A 22,991-nucleotide genomic window follows, 5' to 3' on the forward strand; every position below is an offset into this window, starting at 1 on the left:
ATGCTCAAGGGGATCATCATGGGAGCCGCGGGTTCCGCGGCGGCGGCGCTCCTGGGCGCGTATCTCTTCATTACCTTGGGAGGGATGCCGGCCAACGCGGACGCCGAGCCGTCGCGGCTGGAGAGGTGGGCTGCCCGCAAATCCCTGCGCGCGACCATCCGGCGCGAGTCCCCGAAGGGGCCCAATCCGGAGGCGCTCAGCGACGAGAACCTGCTCGCCGGCGTGCGGCTCTATGCGATCAAATGCGCCGAGTGCCACGGGGCGGCGGATGGGAAGGCCTCGTCCATAGCCAAGGGCCTGTTCCAGAAGCCGCCGCAGTTCGCCGAGGAAGGGGTGGAGGATGACCCGGAGGGCGCGACGTTCTGGAAGATCCTCCATGGGATCAGGTTGACGGGGATGCCTTCGCATCGGAACGCCCTATCGGAGCGGCAGATCTGGCAGCTGACGCTCTTCCTCAAGCATATGGATGGGCTGACGCCCGCGGCCGGGAAGGCTTGGAAGGATGTCCCGAGCCAAGCCGAGCCATCGAAGTAGGACTGGAAGATTCTTCTCCCCAGGACTGGTGATCGATAGTGCATCCCTCTTAACTTATCAGACCAAAAGTTGAAAGTTAAGAGAGTTGACCACCGGCACCGCAAAGACTAGCCCCGCAGCCTGGAGAGGTCCTTGAGCAGGGCGGGGTAGCGGTCGGACAAGACTCCCGTCTGCGAGACCGTGGTCTCGCCGTCGGCCAGGATCCCCGCCAGGATCCCGGCCCGAGCCAGTTGCAGCTCCTCGTCGGCGGCGACCCGCCCGGGCCTCAGCCCTGTCGGTCCCGACACCACCAGGTCCTTGCCCTCGGCCTCGGCGCGGACGCCGAAGCCGTCGAGCAGCTTGATGAGCCGCTCCGGGCTGTCTCCCGCGGCGCCGCGCAGGCGGCTGGCGCCCTCGGCCTGGGACGCGGCCACGGCCAGCAGCGCAGGGTCAGCGGAGGCCTCTTGCCAAGGCAGGTCGGCTCCGCAAAGCCTCAGCCTGCGGACCCGGAGCCCGGCCGCGTGCCAGTCCGCCCGCAGGCCCATGCGGCAGAGCGCTCCAAGGACCCCAGTGCTGGCGTCCTGCGGGGTCAGCCCTTCGATGAAGATCTCGCCGCCCGCGGCTAGGCCCGCTGCCAAGGCCCAGAACGCGGCCCAGGAAAAGTCCGGCGGCACGGCCAGGCGCGTCCCCGCGAGGTTCCTCCCGCCCAGGACCGTGCAGGTGAAGCCTGCGCTGCGCACCTCGGCCCCGAACAGGGCCAGCAGCCCCTCCAGGCGCGGGTCGGACGGGAACGGCTCTGCGACGGAGGTCTCCCCGATGGACATGGTCCCGGCCAGCAGGACCGCGGCCTTAAGATGTCCGCAGGGCCGCTGCATGACGTGCCGGGCCGCCTTGAGCGCTCGGCCCAGCACGCAGACCGGGACGGTGTCTCCGGGGCCGTGCAGGTGGATGGAGGCGCCCATCTTGCGCAGGGCAACCGCCACCTCGGACAGGGAGACGCGCTGTAGGCCTTCCTCGCCGGAGATGTCGGCCGCGATGGGGTTGGCCGCAATGACTCCCATGAGCAGGCTCGCGGTGGCTACGGAGTCTCCGGCCTTCAGGCAATGCTTGGGCTGGGCCAGCCCCCGCCAGCCCAGGCCGCGGACCGCGGTCTGCTCGCCGTCTGGCGAAGGGGTGATGGTCACGCCCAGCTCCGTCAGGCAGGAGCACGTGCAATGGACATCGAGAGACGGCGGCAGCCTCTCCAGGACCGTATGCCCTCCGGCCATGGCCCCCAGCAGCAGGGCCGTGTGGGCGAGAGTCTCGTCCGCGGGAGGCCTGAGCCTCCCGCGCAAGGGCAATCCGCCGCTGATCTTAATCCTGTCCATGGCGCTCCGGCAGACCGGACGTCCGGTCGTTCAGGTGAACAGTTCCAGGTGCGTGTGGATCCCGGCCCGCCGCGCCCGCCGCACAGCCTGATCGAAGACCCGCTCGGCCTCATTGGTGCGGCCCTTGGCGTGCAGCAAGGTAGCCAAGGACGTCTCCGAGAGCACGATCCCCCGGGTCTCCCCCCCCTTCGCGAAGCCCGCCAGGGCGGCACGGAACGTCTTCTCAGCCGGCCCCAACTCCCCCCGCCGCAAGTGGATCTGCCCCAGCCCCCAGTCCACATAGGCCAGGTCCACCGGGTCGCCTATGCCCGTGTAGAGCGCGTGCGCCTTGACGTAATGTCTCTGCGCTTCGGCGAGCCGCCCCCGCTGACGGAGCACATTCGCCAGTCCGCAATGCGCGTACGCCTGGCCGAAAACGTCCTCGGTCCCGGCCATCGCCCGCAGGGCCCGCGAATAGAACCCCTCGGCCTCGGCGAAGCGCCCCTGGATGCGCGTCACCCCGCCCAAGCCGAACCAGGCATAGGCTTGGCCCGAGGCGTCGCCGGCGCGGCGGCTCAACGCCAGGCCCTGCTGGAAAGCCCGCCGAGACCCCGCCAGGTCACCGGCGAAGCGCAGGGCCCCGCCTATCGCCCAGAGGACATAGCCCGCCCCCGCCCAATCGCGCTCCCGCTGGAAGCGCGCCAGGTGCCGCCGCAGCTTCCTCAAGCAGGGCCCGAAATCGCCCGCAGCCCGCTCGATGAGTGCCCCTTCCAGAGCGAAGCGCTCTTTCATCTCTTTGCCGGCAGCGACCTTGCTGCCCACCGCCCAATACCTCCGGGCCTCCGCCACCTCGCCTAGACTGCGCAGGCAAGCCACCAACCCTAGACAGCAGTCCAGCCAGGAAGCCCGGTCCGGAGCCGTCAGCCGATCCACGAGCCCCCGGTACAAAGACGCGGCGGCTGCCAGGAACCCCCGGTTGCGCAGGCACTCCGCCTTGAGCATATCCCCTTCCGGCCGGAACGCCGCCGGCAAAGGCCTGTCCAGGAGGGCCAAAGCCTCCTCGAAACAGCCTTCGTCCGACAGCTCCTTGGCCCGCTCCAAGCGCAGGGCCGCGGCGGAGACGTCATCGTTCTTGGACATGGTTGATCTTCTCCAGTTCTTCACGGATCATGCGGCGGATGCGGGCTGCGGGCTCCTGAGGAGCCGGCCTCTCCAGGGCGGCCGCATACAGCCGGGCCGCTTCGGCCCGGCGGCCAGAGCGCGCGCGGAGCCCGCCCAAGGTCAGATAGGCGGCAAGGCAATCAGGGTCCAGGGCGATCGCCCGCTCGAGGTCCTGCGCCGCCCCGGCCGCGTTGCCCATCATCTGCCTGGCCACGCCGCGGTCGTTCCAATACCGGGGATCCGCCGGGTGGTCGCGGACCAGGCGGTTCATGATGCGCAGGGCGTCCACGTATTGCCGGCCGTCCTGATACAGACGCGCCATCCGGAGGAGTTCCTCGGCGCCGGGTTGCAATCCTTCCGCCCGGGCCAGGGCTTCCCGGAGCCGGGCGCGCTCATGCCGCGCCGACGCGGCCGAGGCCAATTCCAGCACCAGATCCAGATCCCCGGGCTTGCGCTTCGCCCAGCGCTCCAAGGTCTCCAGCGACGGCCCCTGGCGCTCCGGCGGCGAGGCGCCCAGCCAGGTCCGACGGGACGCCAGGAAGGCGTCGCTGTCCCGATCCGCCTCGGCCAAGTCGAGGAAGCGGCAGGAGGCGTCCCTGGGCGCCGGGCAGCGGGCGCGGGCCCAGGCCTCCAGCTGGTAGTAGGCCATTGGCCCGCGCAGCGCAACCTCGTAGCTGCGCAGGGCACCGTCGAGGTCGCCCTGCGCGCAGAGGCACCGCGCCTGCTGGAGGCGGGCTTCGGTGAACGACGGCCAGGACCGCAGCGCCGCCTCATAAGAGGCGGCGGCAGCGGCGAGCCGCCCGGCCCGCAGTCCGGCCTCGCCGGCCTCGAACTCCGCGACGGCGGCGATGCAGCCGCCGATCTCCCGGCGCTCGGACATAGCCTGCGCCAAGCAGCGCCATTTGGACGCTTTCCAATCCTGATGGTCGTCCGTGAAGAAGGCGAAATAGTCGTCGGCGCGCGGTTCCGGCAGGCTCCGGGCCAAGGTCTCGCGCAGCCCCGGCAGCGCCTGCGGCGCCCGGGAGCGCGCCAGATTCAAGGACAGCAAGGACTCCACGCAGGGCCAGTCCAGCAGGACCTCACCGCCGCAGTACCGCAAGCCCCGGTCGATGGCGGCCAGCTCGTCGGCCGGAGGCCGCAGCGCGCGGGCCGCGCCGGGGAGCACCGGCGCCAGGACGAGCAAGGCCAGGGCCGCCGCGCCGAAGCCCGCCGCCCCGCCCGCCATGGAATCCAGGACTATCGCGGTCAGCCATGCCGCCCCCGGCATGGCGAGGAAGAGGTAGCGGCTCCCCACGCTCTGCACGTGAGCGGGCAGCCGGAAGGGGAGGATTCCGAGCACCGGTAGGATCCCCAGGACGTACCAAGCGGCGCAGAACGCGCAAAGGCCCCAATAGGATGCCGCGGGACGCCTCCTCAGGCAGAGCGGGAGGATGACGGCCAGCGGAAAAACCGGAGCATAGCAGGAGGCCTTGAGCGCCTCCCCCAGCCGCCGTCCCGCGTCCGCGAGCCGGGCCGCAGACCAGACAGTCTCGGGGACGGCCCAGGCCCTCCAAAGGTCCGCCCGGGCCCATAGACAGAACGCCCCGACCGCCAGAAGTCCGGCATAGGCGCGCAGGCGCGGCCTCCAGGCGCCGGGTGCGGCCCCGGACATTGCGTCGCAGCAGAGCAGGAACAAGGGGAACAGGAGCCCGCTCTCCTTGGAGAACGCGGCCAGCGCGTAGAGGACGCAGAGGCCGGCCGTCGCTGCCCAGCCCGCGCCTCTCTGGCGCGTGGCCAGATGCAACTGGAGACCGCTGAGGATGAAGAACGTGGCCAGGTAGTGGGGTACTCCCAGGCAGGACCAGCCCGCATGCATGGGATGGAGCAGATAGACGAGACCGGCCAGAGCCGCCCAAGGCGGCCTTCGGACCCAACGGACCGCGATCCAAGCCACCAAAGCGGCATCCGCCGCGTGCAAGACGATCTCGAGCCAGCGGAAGCCCTCAGGCCCGCCGGCCCGCAGCGGGCCGTAGATCAGCCAATAGGAGAGATTGGTCACGGGCTCGTAGCTGGAGAAGATTCCGACCCCGGCGGCCAGCCAGCGCAGCATGGCCAGCAGCCTGACCGGCCCGAGGTAAAACACCGTCATGGCGTTGAGGCTGTCCATATCCATGCGGCAGCTGTGCAGGGTCCCCAGATGCAGGGCGAAGGAGAGGAGCAGGCAGGCCGCCAGGAGCGCGGCGAAGGCCCTGCGGCTCATGGCCGCTGCGGCTCCCGGCCCTCGCCGGCGCCCAGCAGATCGCGGGCTGCCCGCAGGAGCAGCGGCGCGGCGGAAGGGCCGACCGAGTTGGTCTCCTCGTAATGGTCCCCGGGCAGGCGAGGCGTCATGGTCAGGTTGTTCCGGACTTTGAAGTCATACTCCGGCATGATGTAGCCCAGCTCGTCGTTGGCAAGGCCGACGACCATGGGGACCGGCCGGCGGATGAGGTCCTTCAGGTACGGCGGCTTGGGAGCATGGTCCAGGTCCGGCGGAGAGGGGTTGCCCGGCTTGACCAGAGGCTGGCCGAACCGGAAGCGCCCGTCATACCCCCCCAGCACCAGCTCAGGGAACGCCTCCCCCGGCAGACCCAGCAGGCGCGCCGGACCCACATCCACCACCGAGACCTCGGTCTTCACCCAGGGCCTCTCGGCCCACTGCAAGCCCCGCAGCGCGTGCTGATAGACCAGTCCCCATATCTTCCACCGCGGCAGAAGCTGGCCGCGGATGTCGAAGAGCCGATGGCTCGCGGCCAAGGCCGGCAGGAAGAGCAGGTAGCGTGAATTCTCCACCGGCACATCCACCGACAGGCTGCGGAAGGAAAGCCCGGGCTGCGCGGTCGGACGCGCCTTGGCCAAGCCTCGCAAGGCCGCGCCAGCCACCGCCTCCCCTATGCGCGTCGACTCCTGCCAGGGTGAGAGCCCCTGGGCCGCGTCAGGCGTGAGCAGGCCCCCGATAGGGCCGTTGAAGAACAGGCAAGCCCCGCCGGTGTCACGCTCGACCTTCGCGCAGAGCGTGCCGGGAAAATCAGCCGTGATGAGCCGGTTCGACCGGTCCAGCACTTCCGCATGACAGGCCCAGTTCACCACCGTGGCGATGGCGCGGCCATCCCTGCTTTTCAAGCTCAGAGCCGCCAAGTCGGGGTCGAGCACCGCAGGGTCCCGCAAGTCGCGGCAAAGGCCCTTTGGGTCCAAGGCCCCCTGCCAGCCGGAGACGCTCGCCTCCTTCAGCCGGCCCTCAAGGCCACGCAAGGCCTCGGCCACGTTCTTCTTGAGAGCCTCCAGCCAGACCTGGTTCACTCCTGAAATGCCGGGCAGCGGCCCCCAAAGTCCCATGGTGTCCGGCCCGGAATGGACGTGGGTCGCGGCCACGAAAAGGTACCGGCCAGGGGCCCCGAAGCCGGCCAGGCGCCTCAGGTCCTCCACATCGTCATGGGAGAAGCCCAGCAGGTCCAAGGACACCAGGGCCACCGTGCGCCCGCCCTCCTTGAGCACCAGCAGACGCGCGTAGAGCGGGTCATGCACTCCCGAAGGCCTGCGCCCCATGGCGCCGAAGCCGGCCAGGTAAGCGCTCTGATGCTCCAGGTCCGGAGTGATGTCGACTTTCCCGGCCGCGGCGGAAAGCGCCCAGGCTTGAACGCCCAGGACCAGCAACAGGCTAACGAGCGAGGCCATGGCGGCAGACCTCCTGCAAAGGACATCCGACGCAGAGCGGCACGGCCTTGCGGCAGCGGACCTTGGCTAAGGCCACGAGCAGAGCATGGAACTCGTTGTACAGCGCGGCGTCCTTGGGAAGACGCCGGGTCAGATAAGACTGGGCCCGCTGGTAGGACGCATCTTTGAACCAGCCCAGTCGCCGGCCGATGCGCAGGGTATAAGCGTCGATGACGAAGCAGGGCCGGCCCGCCGCGTAGAGCAAGATGGAATCGGCCGTCTCCGGCCCGACCCCGTAAAGCCCCAAAAGCTCCTCGCGCCGCGTCTCCAGCCCGCCGGAGAGCCAGTCGGCGACCTTCCCCCCTCGGCCCTCCAGGTGCCGGGCGAAGGCCTTGAGCTTCTTGGCCTTTTGCCGGAAATAGCCGGAGGAACGGATGAGTCCCTCCAGCCTCGGTTGGGACACTGCCAGCAGGCCTGGGAGGTCCCATAGCCCGGCCTCATGCAGGCGGGCCAGGGCCTTCTGCACATTGCCCCAGCTCGTGTTCTGGGTCAGGAAGGCGCCCACGCAGATCTCGAAGCGCTGGCGCTGCGTGAGCCGGCCCGCAAAGCCGGGTCGGTAGCGGGGCTGGCCCCCGCGGGCCGGCGTGACCGGCCACCAGCCCTGCGGGCCGTAGGCGCACAGGAGCCGGCGGTAAGCGGTCAGTGGCGAGATAGTCATCGGAATCAGGCCGGGCCGGGGCCGGCGAGGACCTTTTGGATCTTCTGGATCAACTGGTCCAAGTCGTAAGGCTTGGCCAGGTAACCGTCGGCGCCGGCGGTGAGAGCCAGCTCTAGATCGCTGGTGTGGCCCAGGCCCGTCATCATGACGATCCGTATGTCTTTAGTCCCGGCGTCGGCCTTCAGGATGCGGCAGACCTCGATGCCGTCCAGCGTGGGGAGCATGATGTCCAGCAGCATCAAGTCAGGCTTGGATTTGCGGGCCGCGGCCACTCCCTCCGGGCCGTCGGGAGCGCTGCTGGCCTCATAGCCCCTAGCCTGCAGGAAGGCCTGGAGGCTCTCGGCGATGGCAGGTTCGTCATCTACGATGAGCACCTTGATAGCCATTCAGGCCCTCCCGCAGCGGAGGCAGTCTAGCATATCGGAGATTCGGGGCTATTTCGACGCGACCGGCAAAGACAGGCAGAGAGTGGTGCGCCCATCCGTTCCGACCTGGATGCCCAGGTCCCCGCCACCCTGCCGGGCCACCGCTCTCAGGACTCCCAGGCCCAGGCCTACCGAGTTGAGGGTATGGCCGGCGCGGCTGGCGGGATAGAGCAGGTCCAGGCTGCGCTGGGCTTCGGCCTGGGTGATGGGGTGGCCCGCGTATTCCAGCCGCAGCGCCACCGAAGCGCCCTTATCCTCAGCTGTGAGGCGCAGGTCCCCGGAACTGCGAAACTTCCGAGCATGGAAGACGAGGCTGACCAAGGTCCGCATGGTGCGGGACCGGTCCACGCGTACCCGAGGCAGGCCCGCGGGCAGATCCGCGTCGATGTCGGCTTGGGAGGTCGAAGCACCCCGCCGCACCGCGGCCAGGGCTTCCTCGACCAGGTCGGCGGGCACCACGCTCTCGTTCTGCAGCGCCAGGTCGCGGCAGAGCATCAGGTGGATGAGGTCGCGCAGCTCGCCCACCATGCCGTTGAGCCGGCCGACCTGCTCGCGCATCATTTCCATCCATTTGACCTGGTCGGGGGGCATGGAGCCGAAGACGCCGGAGATGAAATTCAGGGTGGTGATGTTGATGGCCGTGATCGGAGTGTTGATCTCGTGGGCGGCGTGGGAGAAGAAACGCCCCAGACGCAGCCTGCGGGCGCTGTCCCAGAAGTACACTCCCGCCGCCACGGCGGCGGCGCCCATGAACAGACCGCCCAGGAACGCCAACCCGGCCCCCATGCGCCCTTAGAAGAGCACCCGCGAGCCGCGCTGATGCTGATGCGCCAGCCGCACGTAGGCGGCGGCGGAGCGCTTGAGGCGGCGCAGTTCCGCCGCGGTCAGCGGACGCACCACCTTGGCCGGCAGGCCCAGGACCAAGGAGCGCGCGGGGATGCGGACTCCCCTGGGAACCAGCGCGCCGGCGCCTACCAGGCACTCCCGGCCGATGCTGCATTCCAGGACCGTGGCCCCCATGCCGATGAGGCAGCCGTCCGCGATGCGGGCCCCGTGGATCACGACGCTGTGGCCTATGGTGACGCCCCGGCCGATCCATGCCGGCCGGCCGTGGTCGCCGTGCAGCATGGAGAGGTCCTGGATGTTGGTCCCGGCGCCGACCACGATCGCGGCCACGTCTCCGCGAAGAACGGTCAGGGGCCAGACCGAGACCTCCGCCCCCAGGACGACCCTGCCGATGACCTCGGCCGAGTCATGCACGAAGGCTTTCGGATGGATCCGCGGCCGGAAGGACGCGAAGCTACGGACCACCTTAGGAGCGCCTCATAGTTTGATAGACTCTAGCATTCCCGCTCCGGACAGTCAAAAAACATGAAACATTCGTGCGATTTCCTGGTCATCGGCAGCGGCCTGGCCGGCCTGCTCAGCGCGCACCAGCTCTCGGCTCTCGGCACGGTCTATCTGCTGACCAAGAAGGAGGCCGCCGAGTGCAACAGCAACTACGCCCAGGGCGGCATCGCGGCCGCGGTGGGCGCGGGCGACACGCCGGAGAGCCACGTCGCCGACACCCTCAAGGCCGGGGCGGGCCTGTGCCGGGAGGACATCGTGCGCTTGGTCGCGGGCGAGGCCCCGGCCCGCGTACGGGAGCTGATCGACCTGGGCGTGGACTTCAGCCGCAAGGACGGGGCCCTGGACCTGGGGCTCGAGGCCGGCCACTGCCGCCGCCGGGTCCTGCACGCCGGCGACATCACGGGACACGAGATCGTGCGGGCCCTGCTGGAGCGCTGCCGGGCCGACCGCGGGGTGCGCATCTTCGAGGACCACGCCGCGGTCAACCTCATCCGGGACAACCGCGGCGTCTGCTGCGGGGCCTACGCGCTGGAGCGGGCCACGGGCGAGGTTCACACCTTCACGGCCCGGGCTACGGTCCTGGCCACGGGCGGGGCGGGCAAGGTCTATCTCTACACCACCAACCCGGACGTGGCCACGGGAGACGGCATGGCCATGGCTTGGCGCGCCGGCGCGACCTTGGCCAATATGGAGTTCGTGCAGTTCCACCCGACCTGCCTGTACCATCCCCAGGCCAAGTCCTTCCTCATCTCCGAGGCCCTGCGCGGCGAGGGCGGCCGCCTGGTGGACCGCCGGGGCCGCGCCTTCATGGCGGACTACCACCCCCAGAAAGAGCTCGCCCCGCGCGACATCGTCGCGCGCGCCATCGACGCGGAGCTCAAGCGCACGGGCGAGGAGTGCGTGTTCCTGGACATGACGCACATGAGCGCCGAGGCCCTGCGCGCGCGCTTCCCCAACATCTACGAGAAATGCCGCGGCTTCGGCATCGACATGGCCGTAGAGCCTATCCCCGTGGTCCCGGCCGCGCACTTCTTCTGCGGCGGGGTGCAGACCGACGCGGACGCCGCCACCACCATCCCCCGGCTCTTCGCCGTCGGGGAGGTGGCGCACACGGGCCTGCACGGCGCCAACCGCTTGGCCTCCAACTCCCTGCTGGAGTGCTGCGTGTTCGCCCACCGGCTCCGCACGCTTCTGGAGCGCCGGCCGGAGCTATGGCCGCGGCCGGACTTCGCCGCGCCCCCGGAATGGAACCCCGGCCGCGCGGTCAAGTCGGACGAGGCCGTGGTCATCGAGCAGAACTGGGACGAGGTCCGCCGGATCATGTGGAACTACGTGGGCATCGTGCGCTCCAAGAAGCGCCTGGAGCGGGCCCTCAACCGCATGCAGCTGCTCAACCGCGAGATCGAGCAGTATTACTGGGACTTCCTGCTGACCCCTGACCTCATCGAGCTGCGCAGCATCGCGGTGGTGGCCACGGCCGTCATCCAGTCGGCCATGGCGCGCCGCGAGTCCCGCGGCCTGCACTACACCCTGGACTTCCCGGACCCCGTCGAGGCCGAGCGCAAGGATACGGTGCTCTCGCGCTACAACGTGCCGGCCCCTTCCCGGTAGCCCCTCAGACGCGTCGCCCTTTTGCCTCCCCGAACATCCGCCGCGCCCTCATCTGATTGTGCTCCCGGCACAGCAGGCGGATGTTGCGTGGGTCGAAGGATCTCCCCCCCAGCGCCCAGGGCATGATGTGGTCGAACTCCAGGCCTTCCCGCTCCGGGCAGCGCGCGCCGCCGGGCGGGACGAAGACGCACTGTCCTGCGTCGCGGGCCCAGACCTCGTCCTTGACCCACTGCGGGATGCGGCGCGGCTCCGTGTCCGCGGCGCTGGTCGGAGGCTTGCGCTTGAGGCGCTTCTGCCTCGCCAAACGGCGCTCGGGGTCCTTCTTGTCGAGCAGGAAGTCCAGGGCCTCGGCGAAGATGTCCTCCAGCTTGCCCGCGGGATGCTTGTGCCAGAGGATGGCCTGCGCCCTCTCCACCTTGCGCAGCAGGGCCTCGTCGCCGGTGAAGGAGAAGCGTACGCGGTCCGGGGCGGTGGGCTCGATGCGGTCATAGAGGCTGGCCCCGGGAGGCTTCGGTGGGCAGGCAGTGCCGGGCATGAAGACGGGCGACGGCGCGACGGCAGTCTCCGACCCGGACGGAACTGGGGCGATGTCAGGGACCGGCGAGGCCGGCTGAGATGATGAGATAGGCGGTGCAAAGGAGAGTTCGGCGGGGCCGTCTGGGTCGATTCCAGGAAAGGCGGAGGCGGGCGTGTTGGGGCCGACGGTCGGAAGCCGCCGCATGACGTCGGGCTTATCGAGTTGGGGCGCCAGGGCGGCTACGATGAACTCGACATCGCGTTTGCTCTTGCCGCATGCACTGGACAGCAGATACTGGACGTTGTCTTGAGTCAGATGCGGAGCTAACAGCAAGACTGCGGCGAGATGGAGTTCCCCCTCTCCGACCATGGCGAGGATCTCCGGGAATTGGCGGACGGCACGAGCGGCATGGATGCGCTTGTAAGCGGCGTCTTCCGAGAAACGCAGCGCCCTCACGCAATAGACGAACAATGAGGGATGTCCCAGGGGAGAATAGAGTTTCCTATGATCGAATTCCGCCAAGTGGGCGAGGATGGAAACGGTTGTGTCGCGTTCCTCCGCCGCGAGGCGATTGAGCCGAAACGTGAGCTCCTCGTCGCTGAGTCCGGCTAGATTGAAGTTATCCACAACTTGCCCCGGGGCAAGTTGCCCCTACTATACATACGACGTCGGCCCGAAAAAGTTCCAGCGCCCTCACGAATGCGGTACAATTTATCGCAGGAAGGATTTGCGACACGGAAAAATCTTTAGCATGTCAAAGGACCGAGAAAAGATCGTCGGTTATGGCATCATCGTTTTGTTCATCATTACACTCCTCTCAGCTATACTATTGAACCCTTCTCTTAGGCCCTTCATGGTGAGATTTTTTTCAGCGGCCTGGGCCACGGAACCGTGGACAAGATAACGATCCGCGGCGCGCGCCAGCACAACCTCAAGAACATCAGCCTGACGCTGCCTCGCGGCAAGCTCATCGTGTTCACCGGCCTCTCGGGCTCGGGCAAGTCGTCTTTGGCCTTCGACACCCTCTACGCCGAGGGCCAACGCCGCTATGTGGAGAGCCTCTCCGCCTACGCCCGTCAGTTCCTGGAGATGATGGACAAGCCGGACGTGGACTTGATCGAGGGCCTCTCCCCCGCCATCTCCATCGAGCAGCGCAACCCGTCCCGCAACCCGCGCTCCACCGTGGCCACGGTGACCGAGATCTACGACTACCTGCGCCTGCTCTACGCGCGCGTGGGCACCCCGCACTGCCCTGAGTGCGGCAAACGTATCCAGAAGCAGTCCGCCCAGTCCATCGTGTCCACCGTCATGCGTGAGCATGACGGCGGGGCCGTCGTCATCTACTCTCCGTTGGTCCGCGGCCGCACCGGCACATACGAGGACCTCTTCAAGCGGCTCAAGCGCTCCGGCTTCGTGAGCGTGCGCGTGGACGGCAAGTCCTTGGACCTCGACTCCATCCCCAAGCTCTCCCGCTACCAGAAGCACACCATCGAGCTCTTCGTGGACAAGCTCCGTGTTATCAGCGATGAGCGCCAGCGGATCGCTGATTCTATCGAGATAGCCCTTAAGGAATCCAAAGGTTTGGTCCGCGTGGAGCCCGCCGGCAACCCCAAGGCCGGCAGCCTCATGAGCGAGCACCATGCTTGCCCGGATTGCGGGGTGAGCCTTCCCGAGCTCGAGCCGCGCCTCTTCTCCTTCAATTCCCCCTACGGCGCCTGCCCGGACTGCGGCGGCCTGGGCCAGAAGACCGAGGTGGAGCCGGCCCTCGTGGTGGCGGACCCCGGGCTCTCCATCGCCGAGGGGGCTCTGACGGCCTGGGCCGACCCGGTCACCACGCGCACCAACCGCTGGAAGCGGTCCTGGTCCGGCTATTACACGGAGATACTGGACCAGGTCTGCCGCCAGCAGGGCATCGCTCAGGACCGGCCCTGGAAGGACCTGCCGGAGAGGCAGCGGCGGATCGTGCTCTATGGAGGCGGCACCTACAAGCCCCATTGGGCCAAGAACGACCAGGATTTCGAAGGCGTGATCCACAACCTGGAGCGCCGGGTGGCGGAGACCGAGTCCGAATTCGTCAAGGGCGCCATCGCGGACCGCTTCATGCGCAAGAGGCTGTGCCCCACCTGCGCCGGAGCCAGGCTCAAGCCCGAGTCCTTGGCCGTGAAGATCGGTGCGCTGAGCATCGCGGAGCTGACGCGCCTCTCCGTGGCCAAAGCCCGGGATTTCTTCGCCGACCAAGCCTGGGAGGAGGGGCAGAGGGCCATAGCCAAGCAGGTGCTCAAGGAGATCCGCAGCCGCCTGGAGTTCCTGAGTTCCGTGGGTTTGGAGTACCTGACCTTGGACCGGGCTTCCGAGACCCTGGCCGGGGGCGAGGCCCAGCGCATCCATCTGGCCACCCAGATCGGTTCGGGGCTCACCGGGGTCCTCTATGTGCTCGACGAGCCGTCCATCGGCCTGCACCCCCGCGACAACAGCCGCCTGCTGGCCACCCTCAAGCGCCTGCGCGACCTGGGCAACACCTTGGTGGTCGTGGAGCACGATGAGGAGACCATCCGCAGCGCGGACTGGATCGTGGACCTCGGCCCGGGCGCCGGCATCCACGGCGGGGCCGTGGTGGCGCAGGGGACGCTGGCGGACATCCTGGCCGAGCCCAAGTCTCTCACCGGGGCCTACTTGAGCGGCCAAGTCGCGCCGCGAGCCCGCCCCCCCCTGCGCGAGCCGAGCGGCCGTATGCTCATCAAAGGGGCGCGGCAGTTCAACCTCAAGAACATCGACGTGGACATCCCCCTGGGCCTGCTCGTGTGCGTGACCGGAGTCTCCGGCTCGGGCAAGTCCACCTTGGTCCATGAGGTGACCTACAAGGCCCTGGCCCGCAAGCTCTACGGCGCCAAGGACGAGCCGGGCGCGCACCGGGCCATCGTGGGAGCGGAACAGCTCGACAAGGTCATCGTGGTGGACCAGTCCCCGATCGGGCGCACGCCGCGCTCCAATCCGGCCACCTACACGGGCCTCTGGACCCCGATCCGGGAGCTCTACGCGATGCTGCCCCAGTCCAAGGCCCGCGGCTACAAGCCGGGCCGCTTCTCCTTCAACGTCAAAGGCGGCCGCTGCGAGAACTGCCAGGGCGACGGGACTTTGCGCATCTCCATGCAGTTCCTGCCCGACGTCTACATCCAATGCAACGAGTGCCACGGCGCGCGCTTCAACGACGAGACCCTCACCGTGCGCTACAAGGGCAAGACCATCGCCGAGCTCCTGGCCATGAGCGTGGAGGAGGGACTGGGCTTCCTTTCGGCCCATCCGGCCATCTGCCGCACGCTCCGGACCCTCTCCGACGTGGGCCTGGGCTACATCGCCCTGGGCCAGAGCGCCACGACCCTTTCCGGCGGAGAGGCCCAGCGCGTCAAGCTCGCGGCCGAGCTCTGCCGCCGGGCCACAGGCCGGACCTTCTACATCCTCGACGAGCCCACCACGGGCCTGCACTTCGCGGATGTGGACAAGCTCCTCGAAGTGCTCCATCGCCTGGTCTCGGGCGGCAACACCGTGCTCGTCATCGAGCACAACCTCGAGGTCATCCGCCAGGCGGACTGGATCGTGGATCTGGGTCCGGAAGGCGGGGACGGCGGCGGCAGGGTCGTAGCCTGCGGCCGGCCTGCCGATGTGGCTAAGGTGGCGGCGTCCTATACGGGCCGGTACTTAAAGGCCGCCGTGCCCGCGCTGGGCTAGCCCCTCTTGAATGGCGCGCCGCCTTCGGCGGCGCGCAACCGGCGCCCCCTATGAGGGGGCGCCGGTTCCGTTGGGGTGGCCGGCGTTGTGCGGCAGAGTGGCCTACTCTCGCAGCGACTTGAAGCCCCTCATGGGCTTCAAGCCGGACGGCGCGAAGGACCCCGTGGACTTGCGCCCTTCGGGCTGGGGCTGGTCCTGGGTCTCGGCCTGGGCCTCCTCGACCTTGTGGCGCAGATCCGAACGGCCCAGCCAGCGCCGCCAGTCCTTCTCCAATGCCGGGAAGCCGTGATAGCGATAGGCGAGCCACAGGCTCTGCTCCACGTCCTTGCCGTCGCGGAGCTGCGCGCAGAAGTTCTTGAACTGCAGAGGCTGGTGGGCGCGGTAGAGGAAGTAGGCTATCGAGTAGGCCTGGACGTAGAAATCCCCGACGATCGTCGAGTTGTGCAGGTCCTGGGTGGGGTTCAGGGAGAAGAACTGCTGCATGGGCAGCCAGGCGCTAGGCTTGGCCAGCACCATGTTCTGGAACCAGAGCGAACGCTCCGGGTTCTCGGGAGATTCGTCCTCCTCCATCATGGCGAGGCCCTCATTGAGCCAGGAGGGCGGCTCCTTGCCGGCGTCTCGCCAGAAACCCGCGAAGAGCAAGTGCGTGGTCTCGTGCCTGATGACGCGCAGCAGGGCCTTGCGGTCCGGATTGTCCGGCACGGCTACGGCCTTGAGCTCGTAGAGAGCCAGGCCGTTGGACCAGGACGGCGGCTGGAACTCGCCCGAAAGGAACGATGGGGTATCCTTGTAGAGGTAGAGCTTGATGCGCTCCTTGGCCATCCACGGAGAGAACATCCCCAGGTCCATGCGCAGCCTGCCGTGCATGCGCTCCAGGCTCATGACGAACCCCGGTGGCGTCCACGGCATCTCATGCTCCACCACGAAGTGCGGCGATGTCGTCTCCTGCCAGTTCCAGCCCTTCTCCTTGGGCGCGGCGCTCAATGATGCTGATACCATGAGGCTGACGGTCAGCCACGGAAGCATGCTTTCAGTTTACCAGAAATGCCCGTTGTTATCCACGAGAAATTTTGATAAAATCTCTTAAATTCAAGAATCAGTAACTGCTGTAAGGGGTATAATGGCCACATTGCGGACGCTGTTCCTGAACCCTCCTTCATACGCCGGATTCGACGGAGGGGCGGGGTCACGCTACCAAGCCTGCCGCGAGATCCGCTCCTTTTGGTACCCGACGTGGCTGGCCCAGCCCGCGGCCTTGATCGCCAATTCCAAGCTCATCGACGCGCCGGCGGACGGCCTCAGCCTCGAACAGGTCTTGCAGATGGCCAAGGGCTTCGAGCTCTGCGTCATTCACACTTCCACCCCCTCCTTCTCCAACGACGTTCGGGTCGCCGAGACCCTCAAGCGCGCTTATCCGGACATGGTCATCGGCTTCGTGGGGGCCCACGTGGCGGTCCTGGCCGAGGAGTCCCTGCGCGCCGCGCCGGTGCTCGATTTCGTGGCCCGGGAGGAGTTCGACTACTCTTTGCTCGAGATCGCCCAGGGCGAGCCCTTGTCCAAGGTCGCGGGCATCAGCTTCCGGCAGGACGGAGCCATCCGCCACAACCCCGACCGCGAGCTCATCAAGGACATGGATGCCCTGCCGAGCGTGCTGGACATCTACAAGCGGGACCTGAAGGTGGAGAACTACTACATCGGCTACCTCCAACATCCCTACCTCTCGCTCTACACCGGCCGCGGCTGCCCGGCCCGCTGCACCTTCTGCCTCTGGCCCCAGACCGTGGGTGGCCGCACCTATCGGCCCCGCAGCGCCGCCAACGTGGTCGCGGAGATGACCCGGGCGAAAGCCCTCTTCCCGCAGGTCAAGGAGTTCTTCTTCGACGACGACACCTTCACCGCCGACCTGCCCCGCGCCGCCGAGATCGCCAAGGGCCTGGGGAAGCTCGGCCTCACCTGGTCCTGCAACGCGCGCGCCAACGTGCCTTACGAGTACCTCAAGACCTTCAAGGAGAACGGGCTGCGTCTGCTCCTGGTGGGTTACGAGTCGGGCAACCAGGAGATCCTCAACAACGTCAAGAAGGGCCTGCGCCTGGACGTGGCTGAGGAGTTCTCGCGCAATTGCCGGCTGCTGGGCATCCTCGTGCACGGGACCTTCGTCCTGGGCCTTCCCGGAGAGACGCGGGAGACCATCGCCGAGTCCATCCGCTACGCCTGCCGTCTCGACGTGGACACCATCCAGGTTTCTTTGGCCGCCCCTTATCCGGGCACCGAGCTCTACCGGCAGGCCATGGCCAACAAGTGGTATGAGCCCGGAAGCCTGGTGCGCAACGACGGGACCCAGTCCTGCGCGCTATCCTACCCCGGCCTCTCCGCAGCCGACATACAAGCCGGGGTGAAGCGCTTCTACGCGCGCTTCTATGCGCGGCCCACGCCGATCTGGCGCATGCTGGTGCGCATGGCCAGGGACCCTGAGGAGCGGCGCCGACGGCTGCGCGAGGGCCGCGAGTTCCTGCGTTACCTGGGGGGCCGGACGCCCAGCCATGACCCCTCCTGCGCGTGCGCGGACCAGGAAAAACCCCGGGAATCGGTGGCGGCCTGATGGATTGGCGACTGCTCTTATTGCTGGCCCTGGTCACCTATGTGGCCGGCAAAGCGGTCGCGGTCTGGCTCGCTTCCGTCGCCGCCGCATTCGCCGCGGTCTTCGCCCTGGCCACCGTGCCCGCCGCGGCCCTCATCCTGCGCCGGCGGCGGGCTCTGCCCGGGGACCCGCCCCCCGTCACCATCCTCAAGCCCCTCAAAGGGGCCGACCGCGGCCTCTATGAGAACCTGGTCAGCTTCTGCGACCAGGATTATCCCCGATTCCAGCTGCTCTTCGCGGTGGCCTCACCCGATGACCCGGCGCTGGCGGTCGTGTCCCGTCTGCGCCGCGACCGGCCGAGCTGCGACATCGAAGTCGTCGTTTCCGATGGCCGCCTGGGCTGCAACCCGAAGATCAACAACATCGCCAACGCCTATCCCTTGGCCAAGCACGGTCTGCTGCTGCTCTCGGACTCCGACATCCGCGTCGCGCCGGACTTCCTGAGGCGCTGCGCGGCCCCGCTGGCCGACCCGCGGGTCGGCCTGGTCACATGCTTCTACCGCTGCGCCGAGACGCACGGCCTCTGGGGCGCGCTGGAGGAGCTCTGCGTCAACGCGCATTTCCTGCCCCAGGCGCTCCTGGCGGGGGCGGCCGGCCTGCGCTTCGCCATGGGCGCGGCCACATTGGTGCGCCGCCGCGTCTTCGATCAAGCCGGGGGCTTCGGGGCCCTGGCCGACCGCCTGGCGGACGACTTCGCATTGGGCGAGATCGTGGAGCGCGCCGGCTTCCGCATCGATTTCGCCGATGTCGTGGTCGAGTCCGTGCCTCCCGACGACCCGTCATTCTCCGAGATCTTCCGCCACCAGGTCCGCTGGCAGCGCACGGTGCGCCTGTGCAACCCGGCCGGCTATTGCGGCTCCGTACTCCTGCACGGGTTCTCCCTCGCCACTTTGGCCCTGCTGCTCTTCGGCTGGGACCCGCGTCTGGCGGCCCTCGCCGGTGGCCTCCTGGCCGCCAAGGCCCTGGCCGCCGCTGCCATCCAGGGCCTTGCCGGCCGCAGGCAGCGCTTGGCTCCGCTGGCCTGCCTGCCCCTGAGCGAGTGGCTGTCCTTCGGAGCCTGGCTCTCCGGCTTCGCGCCCGGCGCGGTGCTCTGGCGCGGCCGGCTCTATCGGATCCTGCCCAAGGGACGGCTGGTCCCCATCGAGGATTTCGAGCCGGCGCAGTCCCTGCCCGCCGGCCCCCTGACCGTCGAGCCCTGAGAGGGCTGGAGCCCCAGCCATCAAATACTTCGAGCGCGTCATCCTCGCCGTCGGCTTCCTCACTTTGGCCGTGTTGCTCTGGAAGTTCGAGCCAGCGACGGTCTGGAGCTTGGTCTGCCGGGTCGGCTGGGGATTCCTCATCATCCTGCCCATGCAGCTCTGCGACCATCTCCTCAATGCCGTGGGCTGGCGCTACGCTTTCTCCGGAGCGGATGCGGCGCGCGTGCCGTTCTGGCAATTGGTGCGCGTCCGGGTGGCCGGCGACGGGGTCAACTACCTCACGCCCAGCGCCACCATCGCCGGAGAGATCATCCGGCCCGCCATGCTGGACGCGCACCTCTCGGCCCAGTCCCGCAACTCCAGCGTGGTGGTGGCCAAAGTCGCCCAATCCCTGGGCCAGGCCGGATTCTCCATGGTCGGGCTGCTCGTGCTCATCCCCCTGCGCCTCGGGTTCCTCTCCGGCGGGCAGGTGTGGGCCGGCCTGGGGGCCTGCGCGTCCATCATCGTCCTGGTCGGCGCGGGCATGACGGGATTCTGCGCCCGGCGCCGCGGCGGGGCCTACCTCTGGCGCCTGCGCGAGCCGCTGGCCGGGCTGCGCGACCAGACGGCGCGCTATCTGCGCGAGAACCCCGGCCGTTTCGCCCTCTCCACGGTGTTTTTCCTGCTGGGCTTCGCCTGGGGCGCCTGGGAGGTCCTGGTCATCTGCTACTTCCTCGGCATACCAATGGACGCGCTCACGGCCCTGTCCGTGGAAGTCCTCTCAGTCCTGGTGGACTCGGTCTTCATCGTGGTCCCGGCCAAGATCGGGACCCAGGAAGCCGGCAAGACGGCCATCTTCGCGGGACTCGGTTTGACCGCCAGCAAAGGCCTGGCCTTCGGCCTGGTCCGTCACGTGCGCGAGCTGGCCTGGGCCGCGGCGGGGTTCGCCCTCTACGCCTGGGACCGGCGCCAGCGCGCTAGCCGGCCCGCAACAGCTCGATGCCCTCTTCCTGCAGGGTCTGCCGCACCCGGGGACTGAGCAAGGTCAGCAGTTCGGTCGCGCTGCGGTGGCTGGGCGTCGGCATCCCGTCGCCCAAGGCCGGCTCCAACGAGGGATGGAAATACAGCTCGGTCACTCCCTGCGGCAGGCGGCGCAGGAGCCAGATCACGTAGTCGTCGGTCATCATGCCGGAGTGCAGCATGCCGAAGGCCCGGGTCAGGCTCAGGCCCCCGGCCCGCCACCGCGACGCCAATCCCAAAGCGCCGTAAGCTCCGGATAGAAGCACTTGCCGCAAGACGGGCGAGGGGCTGCGGTCCGGCACCGGCGAGCCGGTCAGGACGGCTCGCCAATGCGTCCAGGCATAGGCCAGGCTCGGGCCCAGCTCGCCGGCGGGCCAGCGGATGCGGGGGATGGAGAAGCGCCTGGCCAAGCGCAGGACCGCCGGCAGGACCGCGGGGTGGACGTGCGCGTTGAAATGACTGTCCAGATGCGTCGGGACCAGGCCCAGGGCCAGGAATCGCTCGACTTGGCCGCTCATCAGGGCCTCGACCTCGCCTCTGGCCCGACCGTCGCCCAGCAGGCGCAGGCCCCAGGCGGCGGGGTCCTCAGAGCAGAGCTCCAGGTGCACGCCCACCCCGAGCCCGCGGCAAGCGATCGCTGCTTCGGCAGCCAGGGCCGCCGCCGGAGCGTCGACCATGAGGCTGGCGAAGCGCAGGATGCCTTCCCGGTAGGCCTGGACGACGGCTTCGTTGACTTCCGGGCTGGCGCCGAAGTCGTCGGCCGTGGTGATGAGCTGGCGCGGGCTCATGGCGGCGGGCTTCCGACGATGTTCAGCGTGCACTGTCCGTTGACGAGCTTGGCCGCGATGGTCGCGGTCCCGTCGGCCGAGGTGTAGGAGCAGTCGCAGTTCCCGGGCATGCCGCTGTTCATGATGTAACCGTTGACCGGGGAGCAGGTGACCCCGCCGGCCGCGGACCAGCCTCTGATGATGGCGTCGAGCGTCGAGCGCACGCGCGCCTTGCCGGCCTCGCTGTCCTGGGCGCGCTTGAGGACCGTGGCCCGCTGCAGGATCAGGTTCATGATCCCGGCGGCGATGACGGAGCCCACGACCGCGGCCAGGAGGACCTGGACCAGGATGTTGCCATTCTTGCCTTTCATAGCGGTCGCCCTGCCGCGCGGTTCATCCTCTGCCCTGGACTGCGGCCTTCCCGGTAGGCGGCCGCGAGCCTCGGCGAGGCCCGCAGCAAGACGGCATAGGTCCTCGCCGCCTGCCGGGGCATCCTCAACCCCCGGTAGGCCAGCGCCAGATAGTATAGCCCTTCGGGAAGCCCCCAGCGCGTCGTGGCCAGGGCCTGCCTGAGGTGCGCGCTGCCCTCTTTGAAGCGTCCCAGGCGCACCTGCAGTTCCCCCGCCTTCAGGTCCGCGGACCAGTAGGCGGGGTCGCATCCGGCCGCGGCCTCGTAGGCGGCTAGGGCCTCCCGGAGCCGCCCGGACATCTCATGGGCGCGGCCTAATGCGTACTGGAATTCGGCTTCCTTTGCCCCCCAGGGCAGCCCTTCGCGCAGTTCTGTCATCGCGTCGGCGGGGCGGTCCTGCGCCATGAGCTGCTCCGCGAGCAGAAGCCGGGCGTCCGTGTATCCCGGCCACAAACGCACCGCGCTGCGCAGTTCCGCTTCCGCTCGCCGCGTCTGCCCCGCTCGCTGCAGGGTCAAGGCCAGATTGACGTGGTTGCGCGGTATGCCCGGATCGAGCCTGTCCGTGGCCTGGTAGAAAGCGAGCTCGTCGCGATAGTCCCGGTTGCGCGAGTTCGTCCGCCACCCGAAGAAGGCCAGCAGGCCCAGGCCGGAAGACCAGGCCGCGGCCCGCAGCCAGCGGCGGCGCGCTCGCGCCGCCTCGGACAGCGCCGCGGCGGCGGCCAGGCACCAGCCCGCCGAAGGGACGTAGAGGTAGCGGTCAGCCTGGAGGTTGAGCAGGGGGATGATGCCGCTGACCGGAAGGAGCGTCACCGGGATCCACAGGAGACCGAAGCTCAGCACCGGGCGGCTGCGGCGCAGCATCCACGCTGCGGCCAACAGGGTCAGCCACGCCAGCCAGGCCGCCAGGACCTTCGCGTCGGCCCAGGAATCCACCACGGGCGGGGCATAGTCTCCCTGCAGGGTCCAGGGCCACGACAGCAGCCGCAGATAGGACCCGCTGATGCGCGACATGGTCAGGAAGCGCACCTCCGGCTCTCGGTATATCCTGCCCCAGGGCATGAAATCAGGGGGCGGGCCCTTGGCCCGCGTGATATAGTCCCATTCCGGGGCGCTCGGAGCCTTCAGCCACGAGGACTCCGGCCTGCCCCGGGACGGCCCCGCCTGCGGCTCCAGGACATAGCCGGAGCGCGGGGCCCGGAAAGCGATGAAGAGGATCAGCACAAGGGCGTAGAGGCCGTACCGGGCCCAGCGCCCGCGCAGCGGCGCCGCGGGCCCCGGCCCATCGGGGATTCGGGGCAGCAGCGCGTCGGCGAGGATCATGAGTGCGGGCAAAGACACGGCCATCTCCTTGGAGAGCACGGCCGCCGCGTAGCAGCCCAAAGAGGCCGCGAAGGCCGCCGCTCCCCGCCAGCCGGTCTGGAGGCGGCCCCGCAGGTAGAGGCACAGCGACAAGGCCATGAAGGCGAAGGCCATCAGGTCCGCCCGGAAGGTGATGAGGTTCACCGGCTCCGTATGGAGAGGATGCGCCACGAAAATGAGCCCTGCCAGCAGGCTGCACCAGCGGTCTCGGGAGAGTTCCCAGGCTAGGGCCATGAGCAGGACCCCGCCCAGGCCGTGCCAGAGGATGCTGGTCAGGCGCAGTCCTGGCCAAGCGTCCGGGAAGAGGCAGGAATCGCAGAGCACCGAGGCCAGCCAGGCGGGGCGCGCCGAGTTCTCCACGGGCAGGACCCAGAACAGGTAGCGGGGGTTGAGCGTAAGGCCCAGGTTGCCGCAGTCGCGCAAGAAGGGCTGGCCGGCGACGAAGTAGACGTCGTCCCAGACCGGCGGATTCAAAAGCGTCCGGCCGTAGAGGAGCAGACTCAGGGAGACGACTGAGAGGGCCAGGAGGCGCCAACTCCAGGACGGAGTCCAGCCGCTCTGGAGCAGCTTACATCTCATGGCGA

The 22,991-nt window shown here is 68.4% G+C and carries 19 protein-coding genes; 6 read left to right on the forward strand and 13 right to left on the reverse strand.

Annotated elements, in window-relative coordinates; all coding sequences use genetic code 11:
- Positions 1-534 carry a cytochrome c gene (locus NTY77_00360; protein ID MCX5793931.1) on the forward strand — a complete coding sequence of 178 codons (534 nt, stop codon included), beginning with the start codon at positions 1-3 and terminating at the stop codon, positions 532-534.
- A gap of 107 nt (positions 535-641) precedes the next feature.
- Here NTY77_00360 and NTY77_00365 read toward each other — a convergent pair whose 3' ends face one another.
- The 8 genes from NTY77_00365 to NTY77_00400 are packed head-to-tail and all read right to left on the reverse strand — an operon-like array spanning position 642 to position 9,143.
- Positions 642-1,880 (reverse strand): hypothetical protein, encoded by a 1,239-nt coding sequence (locus tag NTY77_00365; GenBank protein ID MCX5793932.1) that lies wholly within the window; start codon positions 1,878-1,880, stop codon positions 642-644.
- Between the two features lie 30 nt (positions 1,881-1,910).
- Positions 1,911-2,999: a tetratricopeptide repeat protein gene (locus NTY77_00370; GenBank protein ID MCX5793933.1), complete on the reverse strand. Its 1,089-nt coding sequence runs from the start codon at positions 2,997-2,999 to the stop codon at positions 1,911-1,913.
- A complete protein-coding gene (locus tag NTY77_00375; GenBank protein ID MCX5793934.1) occupies positions 2,983-5,259 on the reverse strand; it encodes a tetratricopeptide repeat protein in 2,277 nt (758 codons plus the stop codon). Before NTY77_00375 ends, NTY77_00370 begins: the two co-directional genes overlap by 17 nt.
- Positions 5,256-6,710 carry a hypothetical protein gene (locus NTY77_00380; GenBank protein MCX5793935.1) on the reverse strand — a complete coding sequence of 485 codons (1,455 nt, stop codon included), beginning with the start codon at positions 6,708-6,710 and terminating at the stop codon, positions 5,256-5,258. The genes NTY77_00375 and NTY77_00380 overlap by 4 nt, the downstream gene beginning before the upstream one ends.
- Positions 6,694-7,407, reverse strand: a complete 714-nt coding sequence (locus tag NTY77_00385) for a hypothetical protein (GenBank protein ID MCX5793936.1) — start codon at positions 7,405-7,407, stop codon at positions 6,694-6,696. The genes NTY77_00380 and NTY77_00385 overlap by 17 nt, the downstream gene beginning before the upstream one ends.
- A 5-nt stretch (positions 7,408-7,412) precedes the next feature.
- On the reverse strand, positions 7,413-7,793 hold the full coding sequence (locus tag NTY77_00390; GenBank protein ID MCX5793937.1) for a response regulator: 381 nt from the start codon (positions 7,791-7,793) through the stop codon (positions 7,413-7,415).
- 48 nt (positions 7,794-7,841) lie between these two features.
- On the reverse strand, positions 7,842-8,618 hold the full coding sequence (locus tag NTY77_00395) for a HAMP domain-containing sensor histidine kinase (GenBank protein MCX5793938.1): 777 nt from the start codon (positions 8,616-8,618) through the stop codon (positions 7,842-7,844).
- 6 nt (positions 8,619-8,624) lie between these two features.
- Positions 8,625-9,143: a gamma carbonic anhydrase family protein gene (locus tag NTY77_00400; protein ID MCX5793939.1), complete on the reverse strand. Its 519-nt coding sequence runs from the start codon at positions 9,141-9,143 to the stop codon at positions 8,625-8,627.
- A gap of 60 nt (positions 9,144-9,203) precedes the next feature.
- On the opposite strand from NTY77_00400, the gene nadB reads away from it, so the two are divergent.
- Complete coding sequence (gene nadB / locus NTY77_00405; protein MCX5793940.1) at positions 9,204-10,793, forward strand: L-aspartate oxidase; 1,590 nt, start codon at positions 9,204-9,206, stop codon at positions 10,791-10,793.
- A 4-nt stretch (positions 10,794-10,797) separates the two neighbouring features.
- On the opposite strand, the gene NTY77_00410 is transcribed toward nadB, so the two are convergent.
- Positions 10,798-11,328 carry an HNH endonuclease signature motif containing protein gene (locus NTY77_00410; GenBank protein MCX5793941.1) on the reverse strand — a complete coding sequence of 177 codons (531 nt, stop codon included), beginning with the start codon at positions 11,326-11,328 and terminating at the stop codon, positions 10,798-10,800.
- An 873-nt stretch (positions 11,329-12,201) separates the two neighbouring features.
- Here NTY77_00410 and uvrA point away from each other — a divergent pair.
- Positions 12,202-15,036: an excinuclease ABC subunit UvrA gene (gene uvrA / locus NTY77_00415; GenBank protein MCX5793942.1), complete on the forward strand. Its 2,835-nt coding sequence runs from the start codon at positions 12,202-12,204 to the stop codon at positions 15,034-15,036.
- 102 nt (positions 15,037-15,138) lie between these two features.
- Here uvrA and NTY77_00420 read toward each other — a convergent pair whose 3' ends face one another.
- Positions 15,139-16,062, reverse strand: a complete 924-nt coding sequence (locus NTY77_00420; GenBank protein MCX5793943.1) for a hypothetical protein — start codon at positions 16,060-16,062, stop codon at positions 15,139-15,141.
- A gap of 94 nt (positions 16,063-16,156) precedes the next feature.
- Here NTY77_00420 and hpnJ point away from each other — a divergent pair, with 94 nt between their 5' ends.
- The 3 genes from hpnJ to NTY77_00435 are packed head-to-tail and all read left to right on the forward strand — an operon-like array spanning position 16,157 to position 19,891.
- The gene (gene hpnJ, locus NTY77_00425; protein ID MCX5793944.1) at positions 16,157-17,635 is read left to right on the forward strand and encodes a hopanoid biosynthesis associated radical SAM protein HpnJ; all 1,479 of its coding nucleotides are present in this window, start codon (positions 16,157-16,159) and stop codon (positions 17,633-17,635) included.
- The gene (gene hpnI / locus NTY77_00430) at positions 17,635-18,873 is read left to right on the forward strand and encodes a bacteriohopanetetrol glucosamine biosynthesis glycosyltransferase HpnI (GenBank protein ID MCX5793945.1); all 1,239 of its coding nucleotides are present in this window, start codon (positions 17,635-17,637) and stop codon (positions 18,871-18,873) included. The genes hpnJ and hpnI overlap by 1 nt, the downstream gene beginning before the upstream one ends.
- Positions 18,874-18,913: 40 nt before the next feature.
- Complete coding sequence (locus NTY77_00435) at positions 18,914-19,891, forward strand: lysylphosphatidylglycerol synthase domain-containing protein (protein ID MCX5793946.1); 978 nt, start codon at positions 18,914-18,916, stop codon at positions 19,889-19,891.
- Here the strand turns inward: NTY77_00435 and NTY77_00440 are convergent.
- From NTY77_00440 to NTY77_00450, 3 genes are read right to left on the reverse strand one after another with little or no spacing between them, the layout of a single operon-like run.
- A complete protein-coding gene (locus tag NTY77_00440) occupies positions 19,830-20,660 on the reverse strand; it encodes a ChbG/HpnK family deacetylase (GenBank protein ID MCX5793947.1) in 831 nt (276 codons plus the stop codon). The genes NTY77_00435 and NTY77_00440 overlap by 62 nt on opposite strands.
- The gene (locus NTY77_00445) at positions 20,657-21,010 is read right to left on the reverse strand and encodes a hypothetical protein (protein ID MCX5793948.1); all 354 of its coding nucleotides are present in this window, start codon (positions 21,008-21,010) and stop codon (positions 20,657-20,659) included. Before NTY77_00445 ends, NTY77_00440 begins: the two co-directional genes overlap by 4 nt.
- The gene (locus NTY77_00450; protein ID MCX5793949.1) at positions 21,007-22,986 is read right to left on the reverse strand and encodes a tetratricopeptide repeat protein; all 1,980 of its coding nucleotides are present in this window, start codon (positions 22,984-22,986) and stop codon (positions 21,007-21,009) included. The genes NTY77_00445 and NTY77_00450 overlap by 4 nt, the downstream gene beginning before the upstream one ends.
- Positions 22,987-22,991 lie beyond the last annotated feature (5 nt).

The sequence above is a fragment of the Elusimicrobiota bacterium genome, from assembly GCA_026388095.1.
In the GTDB taxonomy this organism is placed as follows: Bacteria; Elusimicrobiota; Elusimicrobia; order UBA1565; family UBA9628; genus UBA9628.

What these genes read in the sequence shown, in the direction of transcription:
- NTY77_00360 (MCX5793931.1), top strand. Translation starts at nt 1, where the DNA reads ATGCTCAAGGGGATCATCATGGGAGCCGCGGGTTCCGCGGCGGCGGCG.
- NTY77_00365 (MCX5793932.1), bottom strand. Translation starts at nt 1,880, where the DNA reads ATGGACAGGATTAAGATCAGCGGCGGATTGCCCTTGCGCGGGAGGCTC.
- NTY77_00370 (MCX5793933.1), bottom strand. Translation starts at nt 2,999, where the DNA reads ATGTCCAAGAACGATGACGTCTCCGCCGCGGCCCTGCGCTTGGAGCGG.
- NTY77_00375 (MCX5793934.1), bottom strand. Translation starts at nt 5,259, where the DNA reads ATGAGCCGCAGGGCCTTCGCCGCGCTCCTGGCGGCCTGCCTGCTCCTC.
- NTY77_00380 (MCX5793935.1), bottom strand. Translation starts at nt 6,710, where the DNA reads ATGGCCTCGCTCGTTAGCCTGTTGCTGGTCCTGGGCGTTCAAGCCTGG.
- NTY77_00385 (MCX5793936.1), bottom strand. Translation starts at nt 7,407, where the DNA reads ATGACTATCTCGCCACTGACCGCTTACCGCCGGCTCCTGTGCGCCTAC.
- NTY77_00390 (MCX5793937.1), bottom strand. Translation starts at nt 7,793, where the DNA reads ATGGCTATCAAGGTGCTCATCGTAGATGACGAACCTGCCATCGCCGAG.
- NTY77_00395 (MCX5793938.1), bottom strand. Translation starts at nt 8,618, where the DNA reads ATGGGGGCCGGGTTGGCGTTCCTGGGCGGTCTGTTCATGGGCGCCGCC.
- nadB (MCX5793940.1), top strand. Translation starts at nt 9,204, where the DNA reads ATGAAACATTCGTGCGATTTCCTGGTCATCGGCAGCGGCCTGGCCGGC.
- NTY77_00410 (MCX5793941.1), bottom strand. Translation starts at nt 11,328, where the DNA reads ATGCCCGGCACTGCCTGCCCACCGAAGCCTCCCGGGGCCAGCCTCTAT.
- NTY77_00420 (MCX5793943.1), bottom strand. Translation starts at nt 16,062, where the DNA reads ATGCTTCCGTGGCTGACCGTCAGCCTCATGGTATCAGCATCATTGAGC.
- hpnJ (MCX5793944.1), top strand. Translation starts at nt 16,157, where the DNA reads ATGGCCACATTGCGGACGCTGTTCCTGAACCCTCCTTCATACGCCGGA.
- hpnI (MCX5793945.1), top strand. Translation starts at nt 17,635, where the DNA reads ATGGATTGGCGACTGCTCTTATTGCTGGCCCTGGTCACCTATGTGGCC.
- NTY77_00440 (MCX5793947.1), bottom strand. Translation starts at nt 20,660, where the DNA reads ATGAGCCCGCGCCAGCTCATCACCACGGCCGACGACTTCGGCGCCAGC.
- NTY77_00445 (MCX5793948.1), bottom strand. Translation starts at nt 21,010, where the DNA reads ATGAAAGGCAAGAATGGCAACATCCTGGTCCAGGTCCTCCTGGCCGCG.
- NTY77_00450 (MCX5793949.1), bottom strand. Translation starts at nt 22,986, where the DNA reads ATGAGATGTAAGCTGCTCCAGAGCGGCTGGACTCCGTCCTGGAGTTGG.